The organism is Vibrio sp. nBUS_14 (genome assembly GCF_051201655.1).
Lineage (GTDB): Bacteria > Pseudomonadota > Gammaproteobacteria > Enterobacterales > Vibrionaceae > Vibrio.
Window position 1 is genome coordinate 195,827 of sequence record NZ_CP179207.1, and the last position, 21,253, is coordinate 217,079.

General features: G+C 39.2%; 17 protein-coding genes and 2 pseudogenes. 6 read left to right on the forward strand and 13 right to left on the reverse strand.

Annotated features, from left to right (window positions below):
* Positions 1 to 55: 55 nt before the first annotated feature.
* Positions 56 to 316 (reverse strand): DUF5062 family protein, encoded by a 261-nt coding sequence (locus ACMAZD_RS18460; RefSeq protein WP_017108265.1) that lies wholly within the window; start codon positions 314 to 316, stop codon positions 56 to 58.
* Between the two features lie 449 nt (positions 317 to 765).
* On the opposite strand from ACMAZD_RS18460, the gene ACMAZD_RS18465 reads away from it, so the two are divergent.
* Positions 766 to 981: a hypothetical protein gene (locus ACMAZD_RS18465; protein ID WP_435250110.1), complete on the forward strand. Its 216-nt coding sequence runs from the start codon at positions 766 to 768 to the stop codon at positions 979 to 981.
* 66 nt (positions 982 to 1,047) lie between these two features.
* On the opposite strand, the pseudogene ACMAZD_RS18470 reads toward ACMAZD_RS18465, so the two are convergent.
* Positions 1,048 to 1,968: pseudogene (locus ACMAZD_RS18470) on the reverse strand (IS5 family transposase).
* A gap of 288 nt (positions 1,969 to 2,256) precedes the next feature.
* Here ACMAZD_RS18470 and ACMAZD_RS18475 point away from each other — a divergent pair.
* Both ACMAZD_RS18475 and ACMAZD_RS18480 read left to right on the forward strand, forming a co-directional pair.
* Positions 2,257 to 2,499, forward strand: a complete 243-nt coding sequence (locus ACMAZD_RS18475; protein WP_435250111.1) for a hypothetical protein — start codon at positions 2,257 to 2,259, stop codon at positions 2,497 to 2,499.
* A 413-nt stretch (positions 2,500 to 2,912) separates the two neighbouring features.
* Positions 2,913 to 3,354 (forward strand): annotated as a pseudogene (locus tag ACMAZD_RS18480) (IS5/IS1182 family transposase); the annotation flags it as partial.
* Between the two features lie 114 nt (positions 3,355 to 3,468).
* Here ACMAZD_RS18480 and ACMAZD_RS18485 read toward each other — a convergent pair.
* Positions 3,469 to 3,894 (reverse strand): hypothetical protein, encoded by a 426-nt coding sequence (locus tag ACMAZD_RS18485; protein WP_435250112.1) that lies wholly within the window; start codon positions 3,892 to 3,894, stop codon positions 3,469 to 3,471.
* A gap of 782 nt (positions 3,895 to 4,676) precedes the next feature.
* Between ACMAZD_RS18485 and ACMAZD_RS18490 the strand changes: the two genes are divergently transcribed.
* Complete coding sequence (locus ACMAZD_RS18490) at positions 4,677 to 4,919, forward strand: hypothetical protein (RefSeq protein ID WP_435250113.1); 243 nt, start codon at positions 4,677 to 4,679, stop codon at positions 4,917 to 4,919.
* Positions 4,920 to 5,503: 584 nt separating this feature from the next.
* Here the strand turns inward: ACMAZD_RS18490 and ACMAZD_RS18495 are convergent.
* Positions 5,504 to 6,697 carry a collagen-like protein gene (locus ACMAZD_RS18495; protein ID WP_435250114.1) on the reverse strand — a complete coding sequence of 398 codons (1,194 nt, stop codon included), beginning with the start codon at positions 6,695 to 6,697 and terminating at the stop codon, positions 5,504 to 5,506.
* A gap of 417 nt (positions 6,698 to 7,114) precedes the next feature.
* Between ACMAZD_RS18495 and ACMAZD_RS18500 the strand changes: the two genes are divergently transcribed.
* Entirely contained in the window at positions 7,115 to 8,971 is a 1,857-nt protein-coding gene (locus tag ACMAZD_RS18500; RefSeq protein WP_435250115.1) for an Ig-like domain-containing protein, read from the forward strand.
* Between the two features lie 500 nt (positions 8,972 to 9,471).
* On the opposite strand, the gene ACMAZD_RS18505 is transcribed toward ACMAZD_RS18500, so the two are convergent.
* The 4 genes from ACMAZD_RS18505 to ACMAZD_RS18520 form a co-directional block, all read right to left on the reverse strand.
* Positions 9,472 to 10,653 (reverse strand): EAL domain-containing protein, encoded by a 1,182-nt coding sequence (locus ACMAZD_RS18505; RefSeq protein WP_435250116.1) that lies wholly within the window; start codon positions 10,651 to 10,653, stop codon positions 9,472 to 9,474.
* Positions 10,646 to 11,506, reverse strand: coding sequence for a helix-turn-helix domain-containing protein (locus ACMAZD_RS18510; RefSeq protein WP_435250117.1), 861 nt, complete (start codon positions 11,504 to 11,506; stop codon positions 10,646 to 10,648). The genes ACMAZD_RS18505 and ACMAZD_RS18510 overlap by 8 nt, the downstream gene beginning before the upstream one ends.
* 247 nt (positions 11,507 to 11,753) lie before the next feature.
* Complete coding sequence (locus ACMAZD_RS18515; RefSeq protein ID WP_435250118.1) at positions 11,754 to 14,102, reverse strand: ATP-binding response regulator; 2,349 nt, start codon at positions 14,100 to 14,102, stop codon at positions 11,754 to 11,756.
* 16 nt (positions 14,103 to 14,118) lie between these two features.
* A complete protein-coding gene (locus ACMAZD_RS18520) occupies positions 14,119 to 14,427 on the reverse strand; it encodes an Hpt domain-containing protein (protein WP_435250119.1) in 309 nt (102 codons plus the stop codon).
* Positions 14,428 to 14,695: 268 nt separating this feature from the next.
* Here ACMAZD_RS18520 and ACMAZD_RS18525 point away from each other — a divergent pair, with 268 nt between their 5' ends.
* Positions 14,696 to 14,989, forward strand: coding sequence for a helix-turn-helix domain-containing protein (locus ACMAZD_RS18525; protein ID WP_435250554.1), 294 nt, complete (start codon positions 14,696 to 14,698; stop codon positions 14,987 to 14,989).
* Positions 14,990 to 15,193: 204 nt separating this feature from the next.
* Here ACMAZD_RS18525 and ACMAZD_RS18530 read toward each other — a convergent pair whose 3' ends face one another.
* The 5 genes from ACMAZD_RS18530 to ACMAZD_RS18550 form a co-directional block, all read right to left on the reverse strand.
* Positions 15,194 to 17,866: an Lcl domain-containing protein gene (locus ACMAZD_RS18530; RefSeq protein WP_435250120.1), complete on the reverse strand. Its 2,673-nt coding sequence runs from the start codon at positions 17,864 to 17,866 to the stop codon at positions 15,194 to 15,196.
* 129 nt (positions 17,867 to 17,995) lie between these two features.
* The gene (locus tag ACMAZD_RS18535; RefSeq protein ID WP_435250121.1) at positions 17,996 to 18,793 is read right to left on the reverse strand and encodes a LysM peptidoglycan-binding domain-containing protein; all 798 of its coding nucleotides are present in this window, start codon (positions 18,791 to 18,793) and stop codon (positions 17,996 to 17,998) included.
* 1 nt (position 18,794) lies between these two features.
* Positions 18,795 to 19,823 (reverse strand): hypothetical protein, encoded by a 1,029-nt coding sequence (locus tag ACMAZD_RS18540; RefSeq protein WP_435250122.1) that lies wholly within the window; start codon positions 19,821 to 19,823, stop codon positions 18,795 to 18,797.
* Entirely contained in the window at positions 19,823 to 20,533 is a 711-nt protein-coding gene (locus ACMAZD_RS18545) for a hypothetical protein (RefSeq protein WP_435250123.1), read from the reverse strand. The genes ACMAZD_RS18540 and ACMAZD_RS18545 overlap by 1 nt, the downstream gene beginning before the upstream one ends.
* The gene (locus tag ACMAZD_RS18550) at positions 20,533 to 21,252 is read right to left on the reverse strand and encodes a hypothetical protein (protein ID WP_435250124.1); all 720 of its coding nucleotides are present in this window, start codon (positions 21,250 to 21,252) and stop codon (positions 20,533 to 20,535) included. Before ACMAZD_RS18550 ends, ACMAZD_RS18545 begins: the two co-directional genes overlap by 1 nt.
* Position 21,253 lies beyond the last annotated feature (1 nt).

Here is a 21,253-nt window from a genome sequence, read left to right on the forward strand (position 1 = left end):
AGAAACCTAGCGAATGGTCGCTAGGCTTCAAACATAAAAACAAATTAGTCTCTACTTACTTCAGAGGATCGTTATCAGGCAATGCGTTGTGTATCCATAGCGCCAAACGCTTTTTAATATTGGCCCCATCAAGCTTACTTTCTGGAAGAGGCGTAATCTGATTCACTTCGACCAAAAACAGGTACACTGATTTAATTTTTATAGGTTGAGACGAGTGCGGCAAATCAAAACCTTGTAATTTTGCCATTTTAAAACCGACTTCCAACGCCTTCTTGACCAACTTATCTTCATTCATGATCTTCGCGGTTTTCGACATATCATCTCCATCACATTTTTCGAATGTACATTGAGTATATCAAACAGATTTGCGAACGAGATTACCGCGATCTCAAATCAAAAAATCTCTTTGAGAAATAAAATAAAACGCATCACAGACTAAAAACTGATTCTAATCATATAGACATTGACGCGACAAATAATGATAGGCAAACGGTCTCTTAATAGAATACTCAATAAATGAGATCTCCAGTCAAGAAACCAAAAATCGAACAATGTTTGACTTATCATTTTCAAGGATACGGAATACTATGCCTCTCATATGACTGGTAAGCATTCTATCAACAAGCAATAACTTAATGTTATTTAAACAGTTTTATACTAGAACGACTTAGATCATATTTACGGGCATCTGTAACTAAAAACCTATTTACAAAGTACTCATTAAGAAAATAGAATAAAACCACTAACTTTATACTGGTGTTAAAAATGCGTTACCTATGGGCTTCATTCTGTCATAAAAACCCTGTTCCCGGACGAATCGTTCATATCCTTGTTATGTTGATAGCGTTAGCTTCTATCGTCGTGCCACTGATTTCCAAAGATGCCACAACCATCGTAGCCTCACTATGTGTCGCACTTGTATGCTTTGTACTGTTTGTGTTCTTTGCGCTAGCCGACAAAATGCGTTCAGATATGCATTAATCAGCCCTATATTGGCTTTGTTGCTTAATTCAGAGAGAAGGTATATCTGTCCGTTGTGCTTAACTCCTAAACGATATACTGAGTTTCAGGCATACCTAGCCCCGCAAGCTTATTCAATGCTTTGATATTGCGTAAGTCTCACCAACCTGAGCGTTGTAGTTCCTCAAGCTTAACTTTCCGCCTAACAACTGTTTCACTCAATACATTGCTGTCTCTGATAGTGAGCGCTTATGATAGCCAAACCAATTTTTTCACTTCTTGTTAGAGCCGTAGAGCTTCTGGCAACCTACTGCTAAGTGGCGAGGGTGTCCTTGCTCCCAGAAGGCTGCCCCTTCGCGTGGCGGGATGAGCGGCACCGCTTGTTTGCTCTGTATAGCATCATGGCAATTCTTTGTGTCATAAGCGCCATCGCCTGCTATCTCAACGATTTTACGACGTGTCTGCTTAAGTAAGTTGGGGAGCACTTCGCCATCGGTTACGTTAGATAAACTTAACTCTGCTGCGATTATTTCGTCGGTACTGGCATCTACAGCGATATGCTGCTTACGCCACACTCTGCGCTTCCCTTAAGTACCATGCTTCTTGACCTTCCATTCACCTTCCCCATAAACTTTGAGGCCAGTAGCATCAATGGCTAGGTGTTGTATTGCTACTCTGGTTTTGTTTTTAAATGAAACCTCTACTTCTTTAGCTCGACGACTTATACAGGTGTAGTGTGGACCAATAAGCGGGATGTTAGCGAATTTAAACACTGAGTCGAGAAAACCTTGCAGCGCTCTCAATAGCATAGAGAAAACGCGTTTCAGCATCCGTGCGGTAGTATATAGCTAAGTCACTGAGTCGGCGTGGTCTACCACGCTTGCCTTGTTTGTTTTTCTTCCACTCGGCTATCGTTTCCTCATCAACCCAAAAGGTCAAAGAGCCACGGTTTATTAAGGCTTTATTGTACTGTTTCCAGTTAGTTGTTTTGTAACGAGGTTTAGGTATGAGACTACGACGATTAATGGATGTAGCCGATCAGCTCGTAGTTTCTTGATTAAGTTCCATCAATTTCAGCAACAAAGCCCCTCTTGTGCTGTGGTGAAAACAGAAAGTCTCGCCATACTATCCAAATGTCTTAATGGCAATTTCGACTCATACCTCTCACTTCAAATCAAAGTTAACAACATTTAATACAATTGGAGCAATTGATATTTATAACTATTTATTTTACAAAGTGCCTCGGAGGGGCGATTATTAGCACATCAAAAACACGGAAGTTAAAGGTGCCTAGTTATGCGTTCATTACTTATTGTTTCAACAGCTATATTAGCAACTCTTATCTCTTACCAATCAGTGGCGGGGAATATCACCCTACGTTGGACTGGGACAGTGCCAACGGCTAATTGTGCATCTAACCCAATCAGTAACCAAGTACAGTTCAATTCACAGAGTGCTCGATGTAAGACTGAGCTCAAATTGACTAAAAAGAAAACTCATAAAAAAGAGACTCATAACATGGTCTCATTTGATATCTAGATGAACTTTTGGCAAAACGAGTACACATTTTTGTACCAAGAATGGGTTGCCACTCATCGAGAGAGAATCGCTAGTGTCACATGCTCTCTCTACCATTAAGTAATTCTTTTTTGCCCACTTTCATTCAGACTGAGAGTGGGCTTTTAATTTTTTGCATACCAGTAGAACTCACACGATTGATTTGGAGGGAGACCTTTGAGGATCACCACAAGGCGATACAACGTAGAAAAGAGCGCAAACAACTTTATTGAAAACACAAAACCTAAGCCCATAAGACTCATCTATTCATCTCCTCGCTTTGCTTTCATCTTCTTATCGACACGCGCAACCGTTCTAACTGAAACACCTATCATTTGCGCTGTTTCGTTAATGCTCATCAGAGCATTTCATTTCAAGCGTAAACTCCACAGATATTGGGAGCGACTGACCTTAAGGTTTATGACTAAGATGAATGGAAAATCAAAAAACACGGAATGGGCGGGAAACGTAGAGTCTGACAAAAACTGTATATTGGCGTCGATACAAGCATACATAAGATGTCTGGTGATAGCGTTGACGACACGAAAGCATGTCACGCTGCTATTAGGATGAAGCAAACCATTGTGCATATTCCCATAAAAGAAGGAGCAGCCTTCTGGGGGCGGGGTCAACCTAGAAACCTCGTCGTGGGTTGTCGCTCAAATAAGTATTGGAAAAGCGGTATGGATACCACAACAGAAACCGTGATATATCGAGTTAAACAGTTGCTAGGAGGGCCATTGAGCCTAAGAAATTACAATGCCCAAGTGGGCGATGATAAAAGCGTTGAACAAGCTGGCTGGGTTAGGTATGCCTGAAACTTATCGTATTGATTAAGAAACACACGAAACGGGCAACTCTGTCTCTAAACTGAATTACGCCACAAAGCCCGAAGCCAACAGAGTAAATCAATGAATGAGCGTAATAGCCAGTTAACTTCGATGGTAGTTATTAATTTAAAATATTATACTCAATAGAGTTTTGTCTTACTGACGGCTCATGGGTACCGCTATTTTGAGTGAAAACAGCTAAACCACTAGTATCGCTTCTGCATTTAAATAAAACAGTATGTGAAGGTTTAGTAAAAGGTAATGATTCATAACCTTCATATAATCCAATACCTTTATCAGCATCCAAAACTCTATATTTATAGTAACCTTCAAATGGGCCTAAATCACGGTTAATAAACTTTGTTATATACTTTTCCTTAGAATAAGTAACATGTGCAACTGCCCCTGCATTTGTATTGAGTACGTTGTAAAGAGGAGAAATAACATTGGTGAATGTGATACCATTTAAATCAGAGGGTACTCTGCAGTTAGCAAAAACATTCATAGATAAAAAGAAAAATAAAAGTACTAAAAATTTATTAACCATAATATTGTTCAACCTGTTTGTTGCTCTTCATTTTTTGATAATCAGTATAATAAGGCGCTTAACGATAAAGCTTTGATTTAGGTTCGGGTGGTGCCAGGTCAATAAAGAGTTGGATAAATATAACTAACAACCACAAATTTATGTTTAGCTTATGCATAAAATAAAAAGCACCTATTGCTGCCGATGAACAACAATAGGTGAAAGCGTAGCTAATATATGTATGCAACCATCACGGTACACAACATGTATAGTAAACACTTTTATAGTGTTTGTTTAATAAATAGTTATAAAACATCTTACACGACCTAAGTTAGGCTTCACGACCCTATCAAACCAAATCGTTCATACTTCCAGGCACTTAAGCTTAATCGCTAGATTGGGAAGTTACGAATAAGTTGTTTACTCTAAATATCTCGAAGCTTAGTAAATCACTTTACAACGACATTCCACTAAAACTTCTGGTGTGGTTCCGTTGTCTGAAGGCGAGTAAGGTATCCAAAAAAGAGCACACTCCTCATAAAAAAAACTTAAAAAACCAATGACCACCAAGCCTATTGAATTGCTCATCCGCTTAATTACCTCTTTAAAGTTCGCTTAACTCTCCAGTCCAAACCTCCTAATAGCATTTCTATTGATAGAAAAAACATTAAATTTAACTTACAAATTTAAATTGAATCTTATGCAATCGAAATGATGCACATTTATAACTATTTATTTTACAAAGTGCCTCTGAGGAGTGATTATTAGCACATCGAAAACATGGAAGTTAAAGGTGCCTAGTTATGCGTTCATTACTTATTGTTTCAACAGCGGTATTAGCAACTCTTATCTCTTACCAATCAGTGGCGGGGAATATCACCCTACGTTGGACTGGGACAGTGCCAACGGCTAATTGTGCATCTAACCCAATCAGTAACCAAGTACAGTTCAATTCACAGAGTGCTCGATGTAAGACTGAGCTCAAATTGACTGAAAAGAAAACTCATAAAAAAGAGACTCATAACATGGTCTCATTTGATATCTAGATGAACTTTTGGCAAAACGAGTACACATTTTTGTACCAATAATGGGCTGCCACTCATCGAGAGAGAGTTGCTAGTGTCACATGCTCTCTCTACCATTAAGTAATTTTTTTGCCCACTTTCATTCAGCCTTGAGAGTGGGCTTTTTTACTTGTGGCAAACTAGTCGCACACACGCTTCTCTCGAAGCAGATTTTTGTTATTGGATTGAGAATGGCAACAAGGCGAATAAGCCATTCGGAACAGAACCCTAGAGTGTGGAAGGAGGCTTACCTAAAACCCCTGATGAAGCCTACTTCGGTAAACAGAAATACACAGCATAAGCTAAAGTGTGATTACAACATGCAGATATAACTTTGTAAGAAAGAGACAAAGTGATAATTAGGCATAAACCTATCAGCGGAATCTCCAATTTAGAATCGCACAGACAAGTTCAAGTATGGTAGCCCTACATCAATCGCCAAATTGATTCAGCCACTACAAAATCAGTAAAGTAAACGTAAGATACCTATAAAAGGCCTGCCACAACATTTTTGTGTTTGCGACAGACCTTTTTATTGCTATCTGGGCAATTGTATTGAGCAACAACTAGAAAGAGAAAGCTTTAAAGCAGCCTTGCACCCAATGTTTACTCGTTCCTAGAATACTATATTGTCTGGCTTTACCAACACCATGAGCAAATATTTGGAGTTTTAGACCATTAAGCTTGTGGTTGAAGGTGATAGTGGGAGTATCGCCACCTAAAAAGCGCGCAATCTTAACCCCGGGAATAGAGGACTCAAGTATTACCGCTTCATCTATTGCTTTGTAATAGGTTTGAGTTCCTAGAAACAGTTTTACGTAAAAATCGTCCCCGCTTTCACGGCCAAGAAACTCTAAAGTCACGGCTTTTGCTGCAGAATGAGAACTAGGAGCAGGAATCTTCTGCCAATACGTATTATTTGTGCCGCTTGTCATGCAAACCGAGCCAGAGTCTCCACTCGGCCCCACAGGACCGGTATAACCTCTAGGGCCTCTAGAACCAGTATATCCTCTAGGGCCTCTATCACCTTTGGCTCCTGTGTCACCTTTGGCTCCTGTGTCACCTTTGGCTCCTGTGTCACCTTTGGGGCCTGTGTCACCTTTAGCACCGGTGTCACCTTGAGCACCTTTAACACCAGGGTCACCTTTATCGCCTTTGGGACCAAAATCACCCTTGTCGCCCTTCAATACGCCTCGACCTACCCACTCACCTTGTTCATTGATGACTTGTTCACCTTTTATACTGATTGATGACGTATCAATAGTGTTAGGAGTGATATCTCCAACGACATTGGAGGCTATTTTGGCGACCCGAGCATATAAGACGGGCTGTGCTTCGTATTTAACTGAACCATTTTCAGGATCCATTTTGCCAACGCTCACTGATACATTTGATATATCAAAAGAAACAGAATTTTCGTTTACTAAATCTGGAGCATTGATTAAAAAGGAGACCCCTTTTAGATTATCCAAAAGAGTTAAATTGCTTTGATTTACTGGTATTGAGCATAAACCATTAAAAAATGCACAATCATGACGTTCATTACCTACAACCTGCCCGCTCACATTGTCAACAATATCGACCTCGACATAATGTATACCGTCATTGATAGGCTCCCCGCTTCGGCTATCAAAAAGATTTACATTAAGAGCATGGGGTTGGTTAAATACGTCCTCTGCCATTACAAAGTTAGATAAAGGGAGAGCTAGAAACAAACATACAAAATGCTTGTTAGTTAACATATTAATTTTTTTTATCAAAATAAAGGCCCTATTAGCTTGAGTTAAAAAGTCAAGATAACAAAGAGATAAAAAAGGAGAAATAGCATTTAATTTTTATGTATTCCGCCAGAGCCTTAAATTAAACCAATATTAGATAGAATTACAAATAAGCTATAGTGTGACTTACCAATACTATAATAAAATTCTCCCTAAAATTGAAATATTTTAAATTAAACTCAATCTAATTTTAACAAATAGTCATTATCCCTATCAAATACAGAGATAATGAGCACTACTATTAACTAAAATTATAAAGTGCCATCTATGATTGGCGATATATTTATTAGTATTAATTTTTCATATAGTTAAGATAGAGTATAATTTTTTATTATGAAAATATCACCATCGAAAATTTTAATTTTCTTGAGCTTAATTGCTCTTATTGGATGTCAAGGAGTGAGTGAGATCGTTATTACCCCTCAACAAGAACGTGTTGTTAAGGGGCTTGAACTTCAACTCAAAGTAGAAAAAGTATTCACAAATGGAAAAGTAGTAGATATCACGAATAGTCAAACTGTAAAGTGGCAAAGTTCTAATGAATCCATTGCCATAATCAGTAATAAAGGGCGGCTTTCGAGTGTAAGCGCCGGGGAAGTAAAAATCAGCGCAACGGGGACCTTCGGCGGAAAAGTCTTTAATGCTACGACAATGATCCATGTTATCGAACTGACTGTAAAGTCGATTACAGTCACACCTCAAGGGGGAACAGCTGCCATTGGTCTAACTAAATCGTTCACGGCAATGGCCCACCTATCCAATGGGCTAATCGTTGATGTCACAAACGATAACTCGACCAAATGGACTGTTAATGACACTGACATAGCAGAAGTTTCAAATCAGAAGGACTCTAAAGGTGTTGCAGAAGGAAAATCGACTGGCTCTACCAGTATTACAGCGAACAGTTATTTCGCAGGAAACCGCTTCAGCGACTCGGCAACTTTTAATATTAATGACGCCCTTGCAATATCATTAGACGTGTCGCCCCCAAAAAAAACGATTATTGTTGGTTTGGAAGGGCAGTTATCGGCCGTACTCCAACTGGATAACGGTGACATTCTTGATATCACAAATAACCGCTCAATTTCTTGGTCAAGTAGTAATCCCGAGACGGCTACCATCTCAAATGATATGGGATCGAAAGGTCGAGTTACCGGGGTAAATCCGGGCTCAGTCGAAATATTTGCTTCCGTTTTAGTAAATGGTCAAAACGTTTACGGAAAGGCAAATTTTGAAGTGCTAGAGTCGAAAATTACATCATTAGAAATTCAGCCAAAACATCAAACCGTTGCTGTTGGACTAAAAAATCAACTCAAGGTGTTTGCGCACCAATCTAATGGCAACATCATAGATGTAACCAAAGACAGCGCCATCAGTTGGAGTAGTAGCAACACGGATTTAGCAACGATATCCAATTCATTACTTGATAAAGGTGTCGCTAACGGGTTAAAGGTAGGCAATGTTACCATTACCGCATTTGTTGAATCCGATACTTATAATATAACCGATACTGCTACACTTAACATTTCAGATGCCGTTATTGTTGACTTGGATGTTACCCCAAAACCACAACTCAACCTAAATACTCCCCAAATTCCATCGAATTCAAATAAACAATTTAAAGCTGAAGTCATTATGTCTGATAATGAAAGATATAATGTAACTAAAGACGCTCGATTAACTTGGCAGAGCCAAGACGAAAGTATTGCAACAGTATCGAATACGCTTAAAAACAAAGGAGTGGCAACAGGTAAATCTACCGGAACTACCTCTATCAGTGCGAAATTTCACGCCAATGATAGTGATTTTGATGACATCGTAGAGCTCACCGTTACCCCCCCTCACCTCATCAAGTTATCCGTATTCTCGGACGTCTACCGTCTTAAGTCTGGTGAATATACAGGATATTATAAAGATGTAATGGGGAGTCATTGGGTTACTGAGGGGCAAAAGTATTTGAGTACTTACATCACAGCTGCTTATGCCCTCAAAGTTTTTAGTTCTGAAGGTTCAGAGAGTGAGGTTGCTTTTATTTTTGGGCAAAATACTCATCAACCAATTTCAGGTTCATTACGCTATAGCGCAGAATTTAAATGGTCTGACACCACAGTAACGAGAGGAGTTTTAGAGTGGGATTTCGAAAATGCTTATTATAAGTTAACGGATAATCAAGCCATTGAGAAACTGCTTCAAGACCAGTTAGACTTTGAGCTTACGGTGTCGAATTTAATGCTAACCCCCTTAACTCTTCAATAACGTTAATCCCTCCGGCTTTGTTTACACACGCTCAAACCCTCTTCTATTTGAGCGTTTTTACATAACCAACAAAACTAACAGTGCTTAAATGACGCTTAAAGAAACGATAGGGACGTAAACACAACCTACATTAGCAAAGCGAGGTTTGCGAGATGGCGCACAAGATCTAACGATATACACAAAGCGACTAGGATTAAGAAGCGACACCTCTAAACCTTCCATATGGAAACGCTGCTTACTACTACTGGAGGGGGAATGTTAGCGTAATCTAACGGTTGGCTGCAAAACTCTATGGGTAACCCAAAGTCCGAACAACAGTGCTGTCGTTAAGAAAGCAGTGAGCGATGGTTGTGCAACACCGCTATGTATTTGTCTTAGTGAGTGCGACTTGAGGCTAAAGCGCGTTTTACCAGCGATAGCCCCTTATTAAGACACACAAAGCTTGATAGATACCCTCTATAAGATTTTTTCTAGCAGGAAGGTCGCCTTGCAACACCTTATTAGGATGAAACCTCAACTTTTTGTCTAGATAACATCTCAACCGCTATTTTAGGTAAGGATGGAACCCCATGAAAGTAACCTTGCTGATTAAAACCATCAAAAGCTTGCAAATAAGCACAAGTGTCTTCGTCCTCAACCCCCTCGTAAATAATACGGATATTTTTTACAGAAGCTAACTTTTTGACTTCTTCTACTCTTTTAAAAAATTCAATGTTATAACTAAGTCCACAAGTGAGCTCTCTATCAATTTTTACTTCATTGAAGGGGAAGGCAACCATACGCTCAACATTAGATGCTTCGATACCGAAGTCGTCCATTGAAATCTCAAAACCCTTCATCTTCAGTCTTAACATATTTGCCAATAATGCCTCATAATCGACGTCGGCGGAAAGGCTTCTTTCCGTCAACTCGACAACAATAGTATGGCTTATCCCTTGATTATAGATCTCAAAAAGGTCATCAATAATGGATTGGTCAATGAGTAAGTTGGGATCGACATTAATTGAGAAACGCAACGAACTGTCCAACTCACTAAAATGCAAATGATAATCTTCAACAAACTTTTTGATCACAATCTTAGTAAATATTTTTTGCTTCCCCAATTCTTCAATAACTGGCAAGAAATAGCTAGGTGGCAGTAAACTTCCATCGTTATCAGACCACCGAGACAACACTTCAAACCCAACAATAGCCTTCTTATTCGAAATAACTTGCGGTTGATAAACTAAGTTTATGGGAAAGCTATCGCTAATGGACAATGCACAGCTATCAATGTCTGATTGAGTAGGCGCTGACGCTTTCTGTGTCAGAACTTTATGAACTAATCCACTCATCTGATCGGCAAAGACAGGCTTTTTTAGTGACGCTGCAATACTTAACTCATAGAGTTCTCCCAACATATTCGTGGAACTAACAATAGATTGATCTAACGCTGAAATAATTACGATTTTAGAATTAATCTTTTTTTCAGACATCATACTTAAAAGTTCAAAACCGTTACCATTGGGCATCATAATATCCATGATAACTAAATCATATACAGTATTTTTCATTTTATTCATTGCATCAAATGCATTTTCAGAAAATTTCACAAGAACATTTACACCCGATAAATTAACAGCGTTTTTAATAATTTCTCTTGATAGTTCTACATCATCAACAATCAATACAGTTTTATTCATAACCATCACCTTTATAATTGGAGATCAAGCTAACCCACGAGCGATTTGATTTAATTTTATTCACTTCAGAATACATTAACTTCATCGACTGACCGCTTCTTGTTATAGTCCGATACTCGAACCCTAAAGAAAAAAACAAATCAAACATTTTTTTGTTATTAATAAATAAATAAATTTTTCTATCTGGATTTAAGCTTTGCAGATATTTATAAACTTCTTTCGACATTGTATAAATAAATGCTGGAAAGTAGGTGCAGTTAAATGTAATAATTTGGTGGGCCTGCTCTTTTTTGTAAATATCGCCGAGTTCTAAAAAATCACTTGCGGGCATATCGTTAGAACTGAGTAAATGGCTTATCAATTGTCCATTCACAGTAACAAGTATTAAATCACCGCCATATTGGTTTATAATTTTTGTGATTATTGCCTGTCGACTTAGCCCTGTCTTTTCTAAAGCATGAAAAATTAAATTTTCTTCATAATCGAAAATAACATCAATTAATTTACTTAATCCATTTATAAGATAAGAGTTATTTGAATTTATAGTAACAACTTCGGTATTATAAGCCTGATTAGTATCTAAATATCCATTTTTGTTTAACTTTTTTGTTATCTCTTCGACATGCTTTTTTGATTGACCTACCTGCCATACATCAAAAATATTTGCTCCAATCAAATTTAACAATTCGTTCTGTCTTTTAAAATGAGGTGTCGTAACACCACGTTCCCAACGACTTAGTGTAACGACGTCTAGGTTACGAAAATGGGAGCTACTCGTTTGAACCAAGTCAACGAACATCGTCTGAGATAAACCGTTGTTAACCCGAAAGGTACGTATAATATTTCCAAACATTAGTTCAATTTCTTATTTATTGTTGTGATTGGTCATATTATTGTAGATAGAGAAATAAAAGCTAAGGGCAGACTGCAATCTAAAAAATATAAAATGCCCACCATATTAAATGAAATGTGCATCTTTAATGGAGATTGTCATCATTCGATCACTGATAATAATGAAATTCATTAACTCTAGATCAAAAACTCAGTAATAATGGCTAAAAACCGTTAGATAACTCATTGATAATATACTTTAAAGTCCATCAGTGAGGAGCTGGTTCTGATAGTACGTCATCGAGCTTTTCTTTCAACTCTATAGGGTTGATCGGCTTTGTTAGGTAACATGAAAAGTAGTGACTCATTTGAGATACGTCTGTCGTTGTCGCTCTAGCCGTAACCGCAATGATAGGTGCCGGTACTTTATGCTTTTCTAATTCACGAGCAAGCTCTATACCATCCATAACAGGCATAGATATGTCAGTTAACACAACATCAAACTCATGTTGCAAGGCGAGGTTTAACGCTGCTAAACCATCATTGGCTGTCATACATTCAAACCCCATCTCTGTTAGGTGAAACTCAAGAATCTCTCGGTTAAATTCAACATCGTCGACAATTAAGCTCCTTTGTCTTGCAAAGTCTGATTTATATTTTAATGTATCTAAATTGGGTGTTTTTTGATGTTTTGAGCATTCACCTATATTCAATATTTCGGTCGCAGGAAGATAAATTCTAAAAGTACTACCCACTCCCAACTCACTCTCTACTGTTACGGTGCCATTCATAAGCTCGACGATTAACTTGGTGATAGCCAACCCCAGACCAAAACCAAACTGTTGATCTTCTTGGTTAATCTGCTCATAACTGTTAAATACTTCATCTAGTTTATTCTGCGGAATCCCGACTCCCGTATCGCACACTGAAATAGTGAACACCTTACCATCGGTCGCCGTTTCGATGGTCACGCCCCCCTGGCTCGTAAACTTGATCGCATTTGAAATAATATTACTGAGTGCTTGTTTTAAACGAAGCTCATCAATCATCAAGGTAGCGCCACTATCGAGATGACTAATAACCTTCAGCGACAGCGCCTTTTCTTCAAAGAGTGGTAAGAAAGTTTCTTGTATTTCATCCACAAAAGTTCGTAGACATATACATTGAGGATTCAAACTGAAACTTGAAGCCCTAACTCGCTCAAAGTCCAGCAAGTCATTTACAATATTTAAAATGGTATTACTCGCACTCGATATGCCTTTCAAATGCAGCCGATGAGACTCTTTAGTCGAACTGTCGATTAGCAGCATATGCGTGTAGCCAATAATTGCATTCAGTGGAGTCCTTACCTCGTGAGACACATTAGAAAGTAACGTTGACTTTTGTATACTGGCTTCTTTAGCCTGCTTTGCTGCACTTTCATATTGTTTCGTTCTGTCTAGCACCTTCAGCTCTAAATCTTCAACCAAATGCTTGATCTCAGTGCCAGCTTCCGAATAGGCTTTGGAAAGCTGTTCAATTTCATCGCCGTGACTTAGAACCCTATGGGTTACATTATTAAAATCACGATGTTTTAAGTATTCAGCTTGTTCCAACAATTTAGAAATAGGGACCAACATCTTACTCGCTGTCACGTAATTGATAGCAAGAAAGAAAGTCAACAAGATAAGGGCGGCGAAAAAAATACTTCTGTTCAACCAAATGTCGCCCGAAAGCACCAACTCTTTAGTAATATCAAAAGTAGAATGCACGACTTCCTCTGGAGTGACTAAAGCTAGCCGCCACCCCGTTAGATGGTTTAGTATAAAAGTTACGTTAAATATACCCTCCCTTCCCTTAACAACAACACTGCCTAACTCTTGAGACATCATATAATCGGCAACAGTTAACTGTTCTTTTTGACCTAAAACCGTCTCAAACATAAATTTTTCAGCGCTCTGTTGGAGATTGGAAGTGACTAGGTTACCGCTATCATCCAACAAAAAATAACGATACTGAAATTCATCCGCCATATTTTCAAAAGTAAGTGACCTTGAAAAATACTCTAAGTCGAGGTCAAATTTAAGAACCCACTTTTTCCAACTTTCCCAGTTTTTTGGTTGGGTGTAAATTGAATAAACAGCTATATGGTTATCTTCATATTCTTTTTGTATATGAAAATTCTCATAACGAACCATACTACTTAGATCTAGTGGAGTGACTTGACTGCCGATGCCGCTGTGGCCACCGCTACCAATAATAAAAAATTCTTCATTACTCTCAGTGTTAATTAACGTAATATTTTTGATAAAATTTTTACTTTCATTATTAGCATAGATCAGTTGTTCGAAGAGTTGTCCTCTATCTTTCATCTTGTCATTCGCATTGTATGCCATCTCTACTGCGATGGAGTCAACTTCATTAGTGATCAGTTCAACCTCTTTGTCCAAACTGACATTTAAAGACTGAACAAAAGTAAATAACAGCTTTTTATTGCCACTTATAATACTCTCCTTGATCTCATCAATTTGATTGAGTGAGGATTTTTTTACGATTTGAATAGATGAATATGTTAGCAACAAAACAAATAAAATAAGAATTAACGCATTAATTATTATGATTTTATTTTTAAATGACAAAGCTCGCGCCTCCTAATTAAACATCGCAAAGCTCAATCATAGACATAGCCACATCTTTCAAAATCTTTTGTGTCGCACTTTCATTGATCATTTGATGATAATTCTCTAATTTGAGGCATATTCTTGCGATCTCCAGAGCACCACAAGATAAAGCAATGCCTTTTATTTTGTGTGCTGTCGCACGACTAGAGTCTGTTCGTTGTAAGATGTCACCGATGATCGTGTGCAAGCTTTTGACCGCAATTCGTCGAAAGCGAATACCTGTTTCTGATTGGAAATCACACCCTGTTGTGCTTAAAAATGTGCTTTGATTAATGTGATACATACTATGCTCCCTCTTTGATATGCCCAATAAGTTTTTATCCAAATAGGCAAAATTTACATAGCACCATGTAAATTTATCTTCTGATAATGCCCACGCATGTTTATGAACTGTCGTAGCCAAGCAAACCGACCCAACTAGGCACATTGTTCTATGTGTCTTTTGAGCTGACATTGCATATTAGCCGTGCGAGTCAATAATGTTGCGAACGTATTAAACAGGTTGTTTATGTATGAGTATTCTATTACATAAAGGTCCACTGAGGCTCACCATGACTGAGCACCCCAAATCACCTCCCATACAGCTCACGCTCAGTGAGTTTCTTGTGCTCAAAGAGTTGTTGATTCATCAAGGGCAGCATTTAAGCAAAGGACACCTGATTAGAGCGGGCTGGCCAAATTCCTACGTATGTGACAACGCATTAAACATGGTGATTATGTCTTTAAGAAAAAAATTACTTAGGTACCGTGATTCGATAGAGATCAATACCATTTATCGGGTGGGTTATAGCCTTAATACAGTAGCGAATTGCGCTCACTATGTTGAGTCAATGTGCGGTGAGTAAATCTAACGATGCTGACGACTGATCTTATAAAGACCACAAAGACGGCTCGCAATTTCTTTATAATATAACCAACAAAGAACCACGGTATCACCCGTGGTTGTTTGTAAAGCGCACCGCTTACTGAGTTTAAAAATAAACCTTTAATTTTTAAAAAAGAAAAAACGGCCCTGTGGGCCGCAAACTCTAAACGTTGAACGTTAAACCCTAAGAACCTGAAACGCACGAGGCGTAGCTCTGATAGGATGGGTAGTAGTTGCTGCTGACGTAGCCATTGCTGAGGCCCACGCGGTAGTAGGTGGAACCAGTGGGCGTCGACGACCAGTAGCGGTAGTGGGTCGCCCAACCCTTCGCAGTAAACATACTTGAATAGGTATTATAAAGATTCACCAACTCATTTTTCGTTGCTAAACGCCAATCATTCTTACCTTGGAGGTTAATGTCGTTATATTGAGTACAAAGTTGGACAGCCTGAGACTGTGTGAAAAGAGCAAACACACCGCCTTTAGGGCCCAAGCTACCAGACTCCTTGAAAGAAGAACTATAATCAGCGTAGTCTATAGCCTGTAAAAAGTTGACACTTGGGGTTCCGGTATACAGCTTTCCGCCGCTTTCCGCCACTTTGATGCAGTCACCCGCGGCGTTTGCTTTATCAGCATCGCCGACCTGACCACCACACAAATACGCGTTAAAGGCAACTGAGCTAATAAACTCACTCTCTTTACCGGTTGCTGTCTCATATGATGACGTCACGTCGAAAGTCATGGTCTTTGTCGGGGTTGCAATGTCTTTATCCCACTTTACCCGGACTTTTTGCTCACCAAACTGATCGGTTTTCGTCGTCTCATCTTCAAGTATAGGCATCACTGATTCTCCGGTATCGGGGTGCAGTTGTGCACTGACCTCTGACGTAACTGAGTAGCCTTCTACCGGGTTATCATTTTGGTCAGTCAAGGTTGCAGTCACCTGACCACCTTCGACCGATGTGAAAGGTACGTTGTCAACGGTTGTTTTCGACTTCACTTCAGCCGTCGTTTCATCGCCAATAAATATCACGTCATACGTTACCGTTTCACCTTCAGCATCAAACGTTAATGTAACCTTTTCAGCGCGCAGACTTATTAAGCTAAATGTTGCTACACCGTCATCGTTAGTCGTAACACTATCATCAAAAGTCGGAAAAGTGCTGGAGGAAGTGGCACGAACGAGCGTATTAGGCCTGACTTCATTACCAAGTTTGAGCTGCACGACGACTTTAGCTTCTTTAGTATTATCCGCAACAACTGTCTTGTCTGAACGGTCAAGTAACACTTGAATTGCTCCTGACTTAACACAGGTGACATAGTAATTGCTTCCCCCTATAGCTAGGACTGGAGTAGCGCTCTCGTCACCATCCTTCAAACTAACCTGATAGGGTGCAGCGGCAGTATCATCATAAGCGAGGTAGTTAGCATCAGTAGGCCAACTCTTGTCCCTCTGTAACTTGGTGTTTGCGGTCAACTCCTGCAATGTTTTCACGTCGGGCAATTTAGCACCAATATCTTCGCAATAATTTTTTGCTGTACTATAGCGAAAACCTGCCATATCAATAGCTGGATCCCATCCAGAATCGGTGAGTTTAGCATCATAAACCACTGTTTGGCTCGCGGCATCCATAGCGGTGAGTGGCGCTGTAAACAGGTCTAAGCCATAAGAAATATCGGTCCACCTTGCTGACTGAAACGGATCCGTAACTTCAACTCGGATCAGACCCATGTCATAAGTGCCATTATGATCAGAGACACCAAAACTCACATAGTGATAGCCAGGTTTTGACGCTTCAAAGGAAATGATTTTATTTCCGAGGCTATTATTTTTAGGCTTTGCTATCGCGTCAAAGGTTTCAACGTAAACCAATTGAAAGTCATCTTCATCAACTGATTTAACATAGTCCTCAAGATTAATTTCTTCCTTCTCGTTAACATGAACGACAGTTGGGTATTTAATCTTCTCATCGATAATAAAGCCTTCATTTGCTTCATAGCCGACAGCAATATCTACTATACCCATTAACACCTTCTTATTATTAGAGTGCTTAAAGGAATAAAGAACACGGTCAATTCCGGTAAAACTGGCTTCTGGTGTGTAGTCGAAAGTTTGATTATTTGATGCATTGATTGTTACCGAACTCGAATGTCCGTAGGCAATGTTCACAGTGTCAAGTGTGAACTCCTCAGTTAAATCATACCCCACATTTTTGAGTTCTTTTTTCAGGTCAACAGAGACCTTTTCATTAATCAATGTGGTCGCACTCACTGGAATCAGCGTGGTCTCACTCGGGTCTTCACTTACAGCAACACGGGCGAGCGCAGAACTTGAACCTTCAGCTTGGCTACCGCTCATTGCCATGGCAGATTGGTTGGCCGACGCCGTTTTAGGCATTACATGATATCGATAATCACAGACTTTAGTATTAGAAGCTTGAATAACAAAGCTCGTATTATTAATGCTTTCTAGTTGACAGCTATTATCACTAGACAAGACGTCTACCTCTGTAATTTTAAAGCCGCCACCGGTTGATGAGAAAACCTTTGCCGATAGATCGACCTCAAACGTCTCTGAAAAGGCAGTAGAATAGGTTGTATCATAAGCAGACAGCGACGCACTCGAAGTTGGAGGGGTATAGGTTGCCGAACCAGCACCACTTGATGAGTCATCACCACCACCACACCCAAAAAGAGCGAACGTTGTCGCGAGGAGGAAACTAAGGCGGGCCCCCTTTCCTCTATTGTGGTTTATAACGTGCATAATTAGTTCCTTAATCGGATTAATGGCTGATTTAAAATTATATTCCATACCATTGACGTTGTACTGGGCATTTATTGTTATATTGGCAAGCATAATGCCATGTTCTTGAGGCGATCAGATTTAATTGACTGAATGTAAAGGCCATAAATTAACTCACTTGCACTTATAGACAATCACAATTAACCAAGGTTTTAGCATTATATTGAATGCGAATAAGGTTATTTAATCTGAGCAGCCCAACCGAGGAATAAGTATTTTCTCGCCAGGATAAATTAAATTGAGGTTACGGCTGTTTAATTTTGAGTTGATATCCAATAATAATTTAAAGTCGGTATCAAACATTCTCGAAATTTGCAGTAAATGGTCTCCGGAAACAACTCGATACTCAATAGGTTCTGTCTGACAAGAACGTTCTTTATCCGGTGTGGTTTCAGCCAACAAATTGGTGGCTTTAATCCGAGAATTAGCCTGATGCTCAACGCGTATATCCGCACTCGGCCTAACAATAACATCCTCGGTATTTGGCGGAGTACTGTCGACTGAAAAGCGATAAAACAGTTGTGTATTAAACGCATAAAGGTCCGCATCGTACCTCATTTCACTAAAGACACCTTGATAACTGAAGTCAGCGTACCAGTGTTGATTCAACTGATACTTTATGCCTATTGATGACGTTAAATTTGTCTTGTCGCTTGAAAACGCCCCCCCAATACCAGCATAAAGAGCCGCATATTCACTCACCGGTAACAAGAACTCTGTTTCAGCCATCAAGGCTTGCAGGTTATGGGTGGCTTGACCAGAAAAGGCCGAAAAATCCGCATACCCAAGCTCGAAGAGCACATTGTCACTAGCTTGATAGCCGAGTGAAGCCCGATAACCGATCATTTCAGTCTCTCTCGCATTATCATCCAATACAGACACAGTGACGCCCCCACCGATTTGGATTGGTAATACTTCGGCTAGCGTATTAGTAGATAACAACACTAAAATAAACCATAACTTGAGGGGTACGATTTTCATATTAAATCCCTGGCTCCAACATGATTCTAATAGTATCCGAATAGTCACCGGATATGACGCTGCTTCCCTCGATGTCATAATCAAACTTTAAGGTAAAGTTGACATCGGTTTGAACTCCAGCTCCTTTGGAAATGGCCGAAGTCTGTTGCTTTAATTGACCTTCGTTAACCAAATTAGCGTTACCACATTGAGCACATTGGACATTGTATGGAATAACCATGCTAGTGTTCTCCGTGTTAACCAATTGGTAATCTCGTTGCGGCATTGTTAAAACAATGCCATTATTAAAATAGCCATTTGCAGTAATATCATATGATGTATTCGCACTTATTTTTTTTTGAGCTGTATTATAAATAGGGTTCATAATTCCATCACCTCTTACCGTCACGCTGTCGAGCTGTACGGGTTGATAATCGAATGAAAACAAAATGACTTCATTAATATTACGATACGTCTTAATCCCGTCATTTTCATAGTAATAGCGAATAATCAACGGTACCGAGGCTGAATATATACCTTCTGCCTGCCCGTTTAGTGCTTTGATTATATCGCTTTCTTCAATATCAAACATCGGTCTAAAAAAGATAAAAGGGGACGACTGTCCCTCATTAATTAAACGAGTATTTGAAACGCAGCTTGCTCCCGTCACGGTAACAATAGGCAGTTGCACCTCATCAATAGTGCACCCCCCCCCCTGGTTTGTGGATTGGGCTAATTTAATGCCGGAGGTGTTGTATTGTACACCTAATATATCAATCGCTATTGGCTGTGATCCCCCCCCACTCCCACCGATTAAACGCATGGATGATTGTGGTTTAACTGCAAATGTCCCAGCCGCCCACGCCTCTGATGCCTGAAGACTAGGTGGCGTGCCCCATGCACTTGGCAGTTTTTTTCCCTTATACAGAGTGACGTTATCCCAATGAACAGTATTCGATTCGACTTTAGCGCGAACCTCAAAAGCAGCATGCGCGATATTAGTTATAGCCAATATACTTAAGGATAAAAAAAAACTTATATGTTTCAACATTATATTTTCCCTCTTACAACCTTCTCTTTTTTGGAATAACTGTTATCGTGAGACGCCACAGTCACATTTAACTCATTACTTTGCATCGAGTCTGTCAAAGTAAAAGTCTTGTCATTACCCGCAAAAACCGTGAACTTTTTTCTACAGCCATTGGTATTTTCATCATTACACGTGTCGGTAAATACCTTAATCATGGTATTACTGTTATTTTCAACCCTGAGGCTATTACCATTATTAAATAATCGATAATCATACTTTGGTGTTGCAGTCGGAATGATATATAAAGGTGCAAAACCGTAATTTATTTCAACTCCATCTAGCTCTTCACCCGGCTCCCTGTATTTAGTTGGCGAAAAAGATAACAGAAACATCAAATCTTCAGACCTCTCACAATTGATGGTTTTGCATAGACTGCGTATACCGACATCTTTTTCTTCACCAGGTTTTAAAACTAACTTTTGATGAGTCATGGTAATTTTCCAATCATTCAAATTCTCTCGTGTATAGGGAGTACGTTCGATTATTGACCCATCGACAATCTGAATTTCATCAACCTGAGCTTGGACAAAAATAGAATGAGGTTCGTCATTAAATAATGTCACTATGCCATTCTCTTTATCATCCGAGATAATAATCATTTTATCGACATTAAAGGCTTGAGCAGTCATTGACAGTATCAATGCTGCCAAGGATACGATAATTCTTAACATTAGTTTTTTCCTCGTTTAATCGTCGCTTTCTTCGAATAACTGTCATCGTGAGATGCTACGGTAATATTCAGTTCATTACTTTGTATATTCTCACTAAGGGGAAAGGACTTAGTTCTTCCTGCCACGACAGTAAACTTTTGTAGGCATTTTTCTTTCTTCTTGACATCGCATGTATCAATAAAAACATTTATCATAGTATTACTATTATTTTCAACCGTTAGGCTGTCACCATTGTTAAACAACTCATAAGAATAATAAGGATTGGGCGTTGGGATAATATAGACAGGTGAGAACCCATAATTCATTTCAATACCACCTGTTGTTTGTGAGCTATACCTACTCGGAGAAAAAGACAGCATAAACATCAAATCTTTTGAGTTGTCGCAAGTGGCGTTATGACACAAACTACGGATACCGACCTCTTTCTCTTCACCGGGTCGTAATACCAACCTCTGATGCGTTAAAGATATTTTCCAATCACTTATATTATCTCTGATATAAGGTTTTTTTTTCACCGCTCCTTTACCTGAAACATCTATTTCATCGACCTGCGCTTGTACAAAAAGCGCCTGATCCTCATCATTGGTGAGAGTGATGACTCCGTTGCCTTTATCATCTGAGGTGAGCAGCATTTTATCAACACTGAATGCATGAACACTGACTGATAACATAATATTTATGACTAAAGAAGCACCGATTATGATTTTGTTTAATTTCATT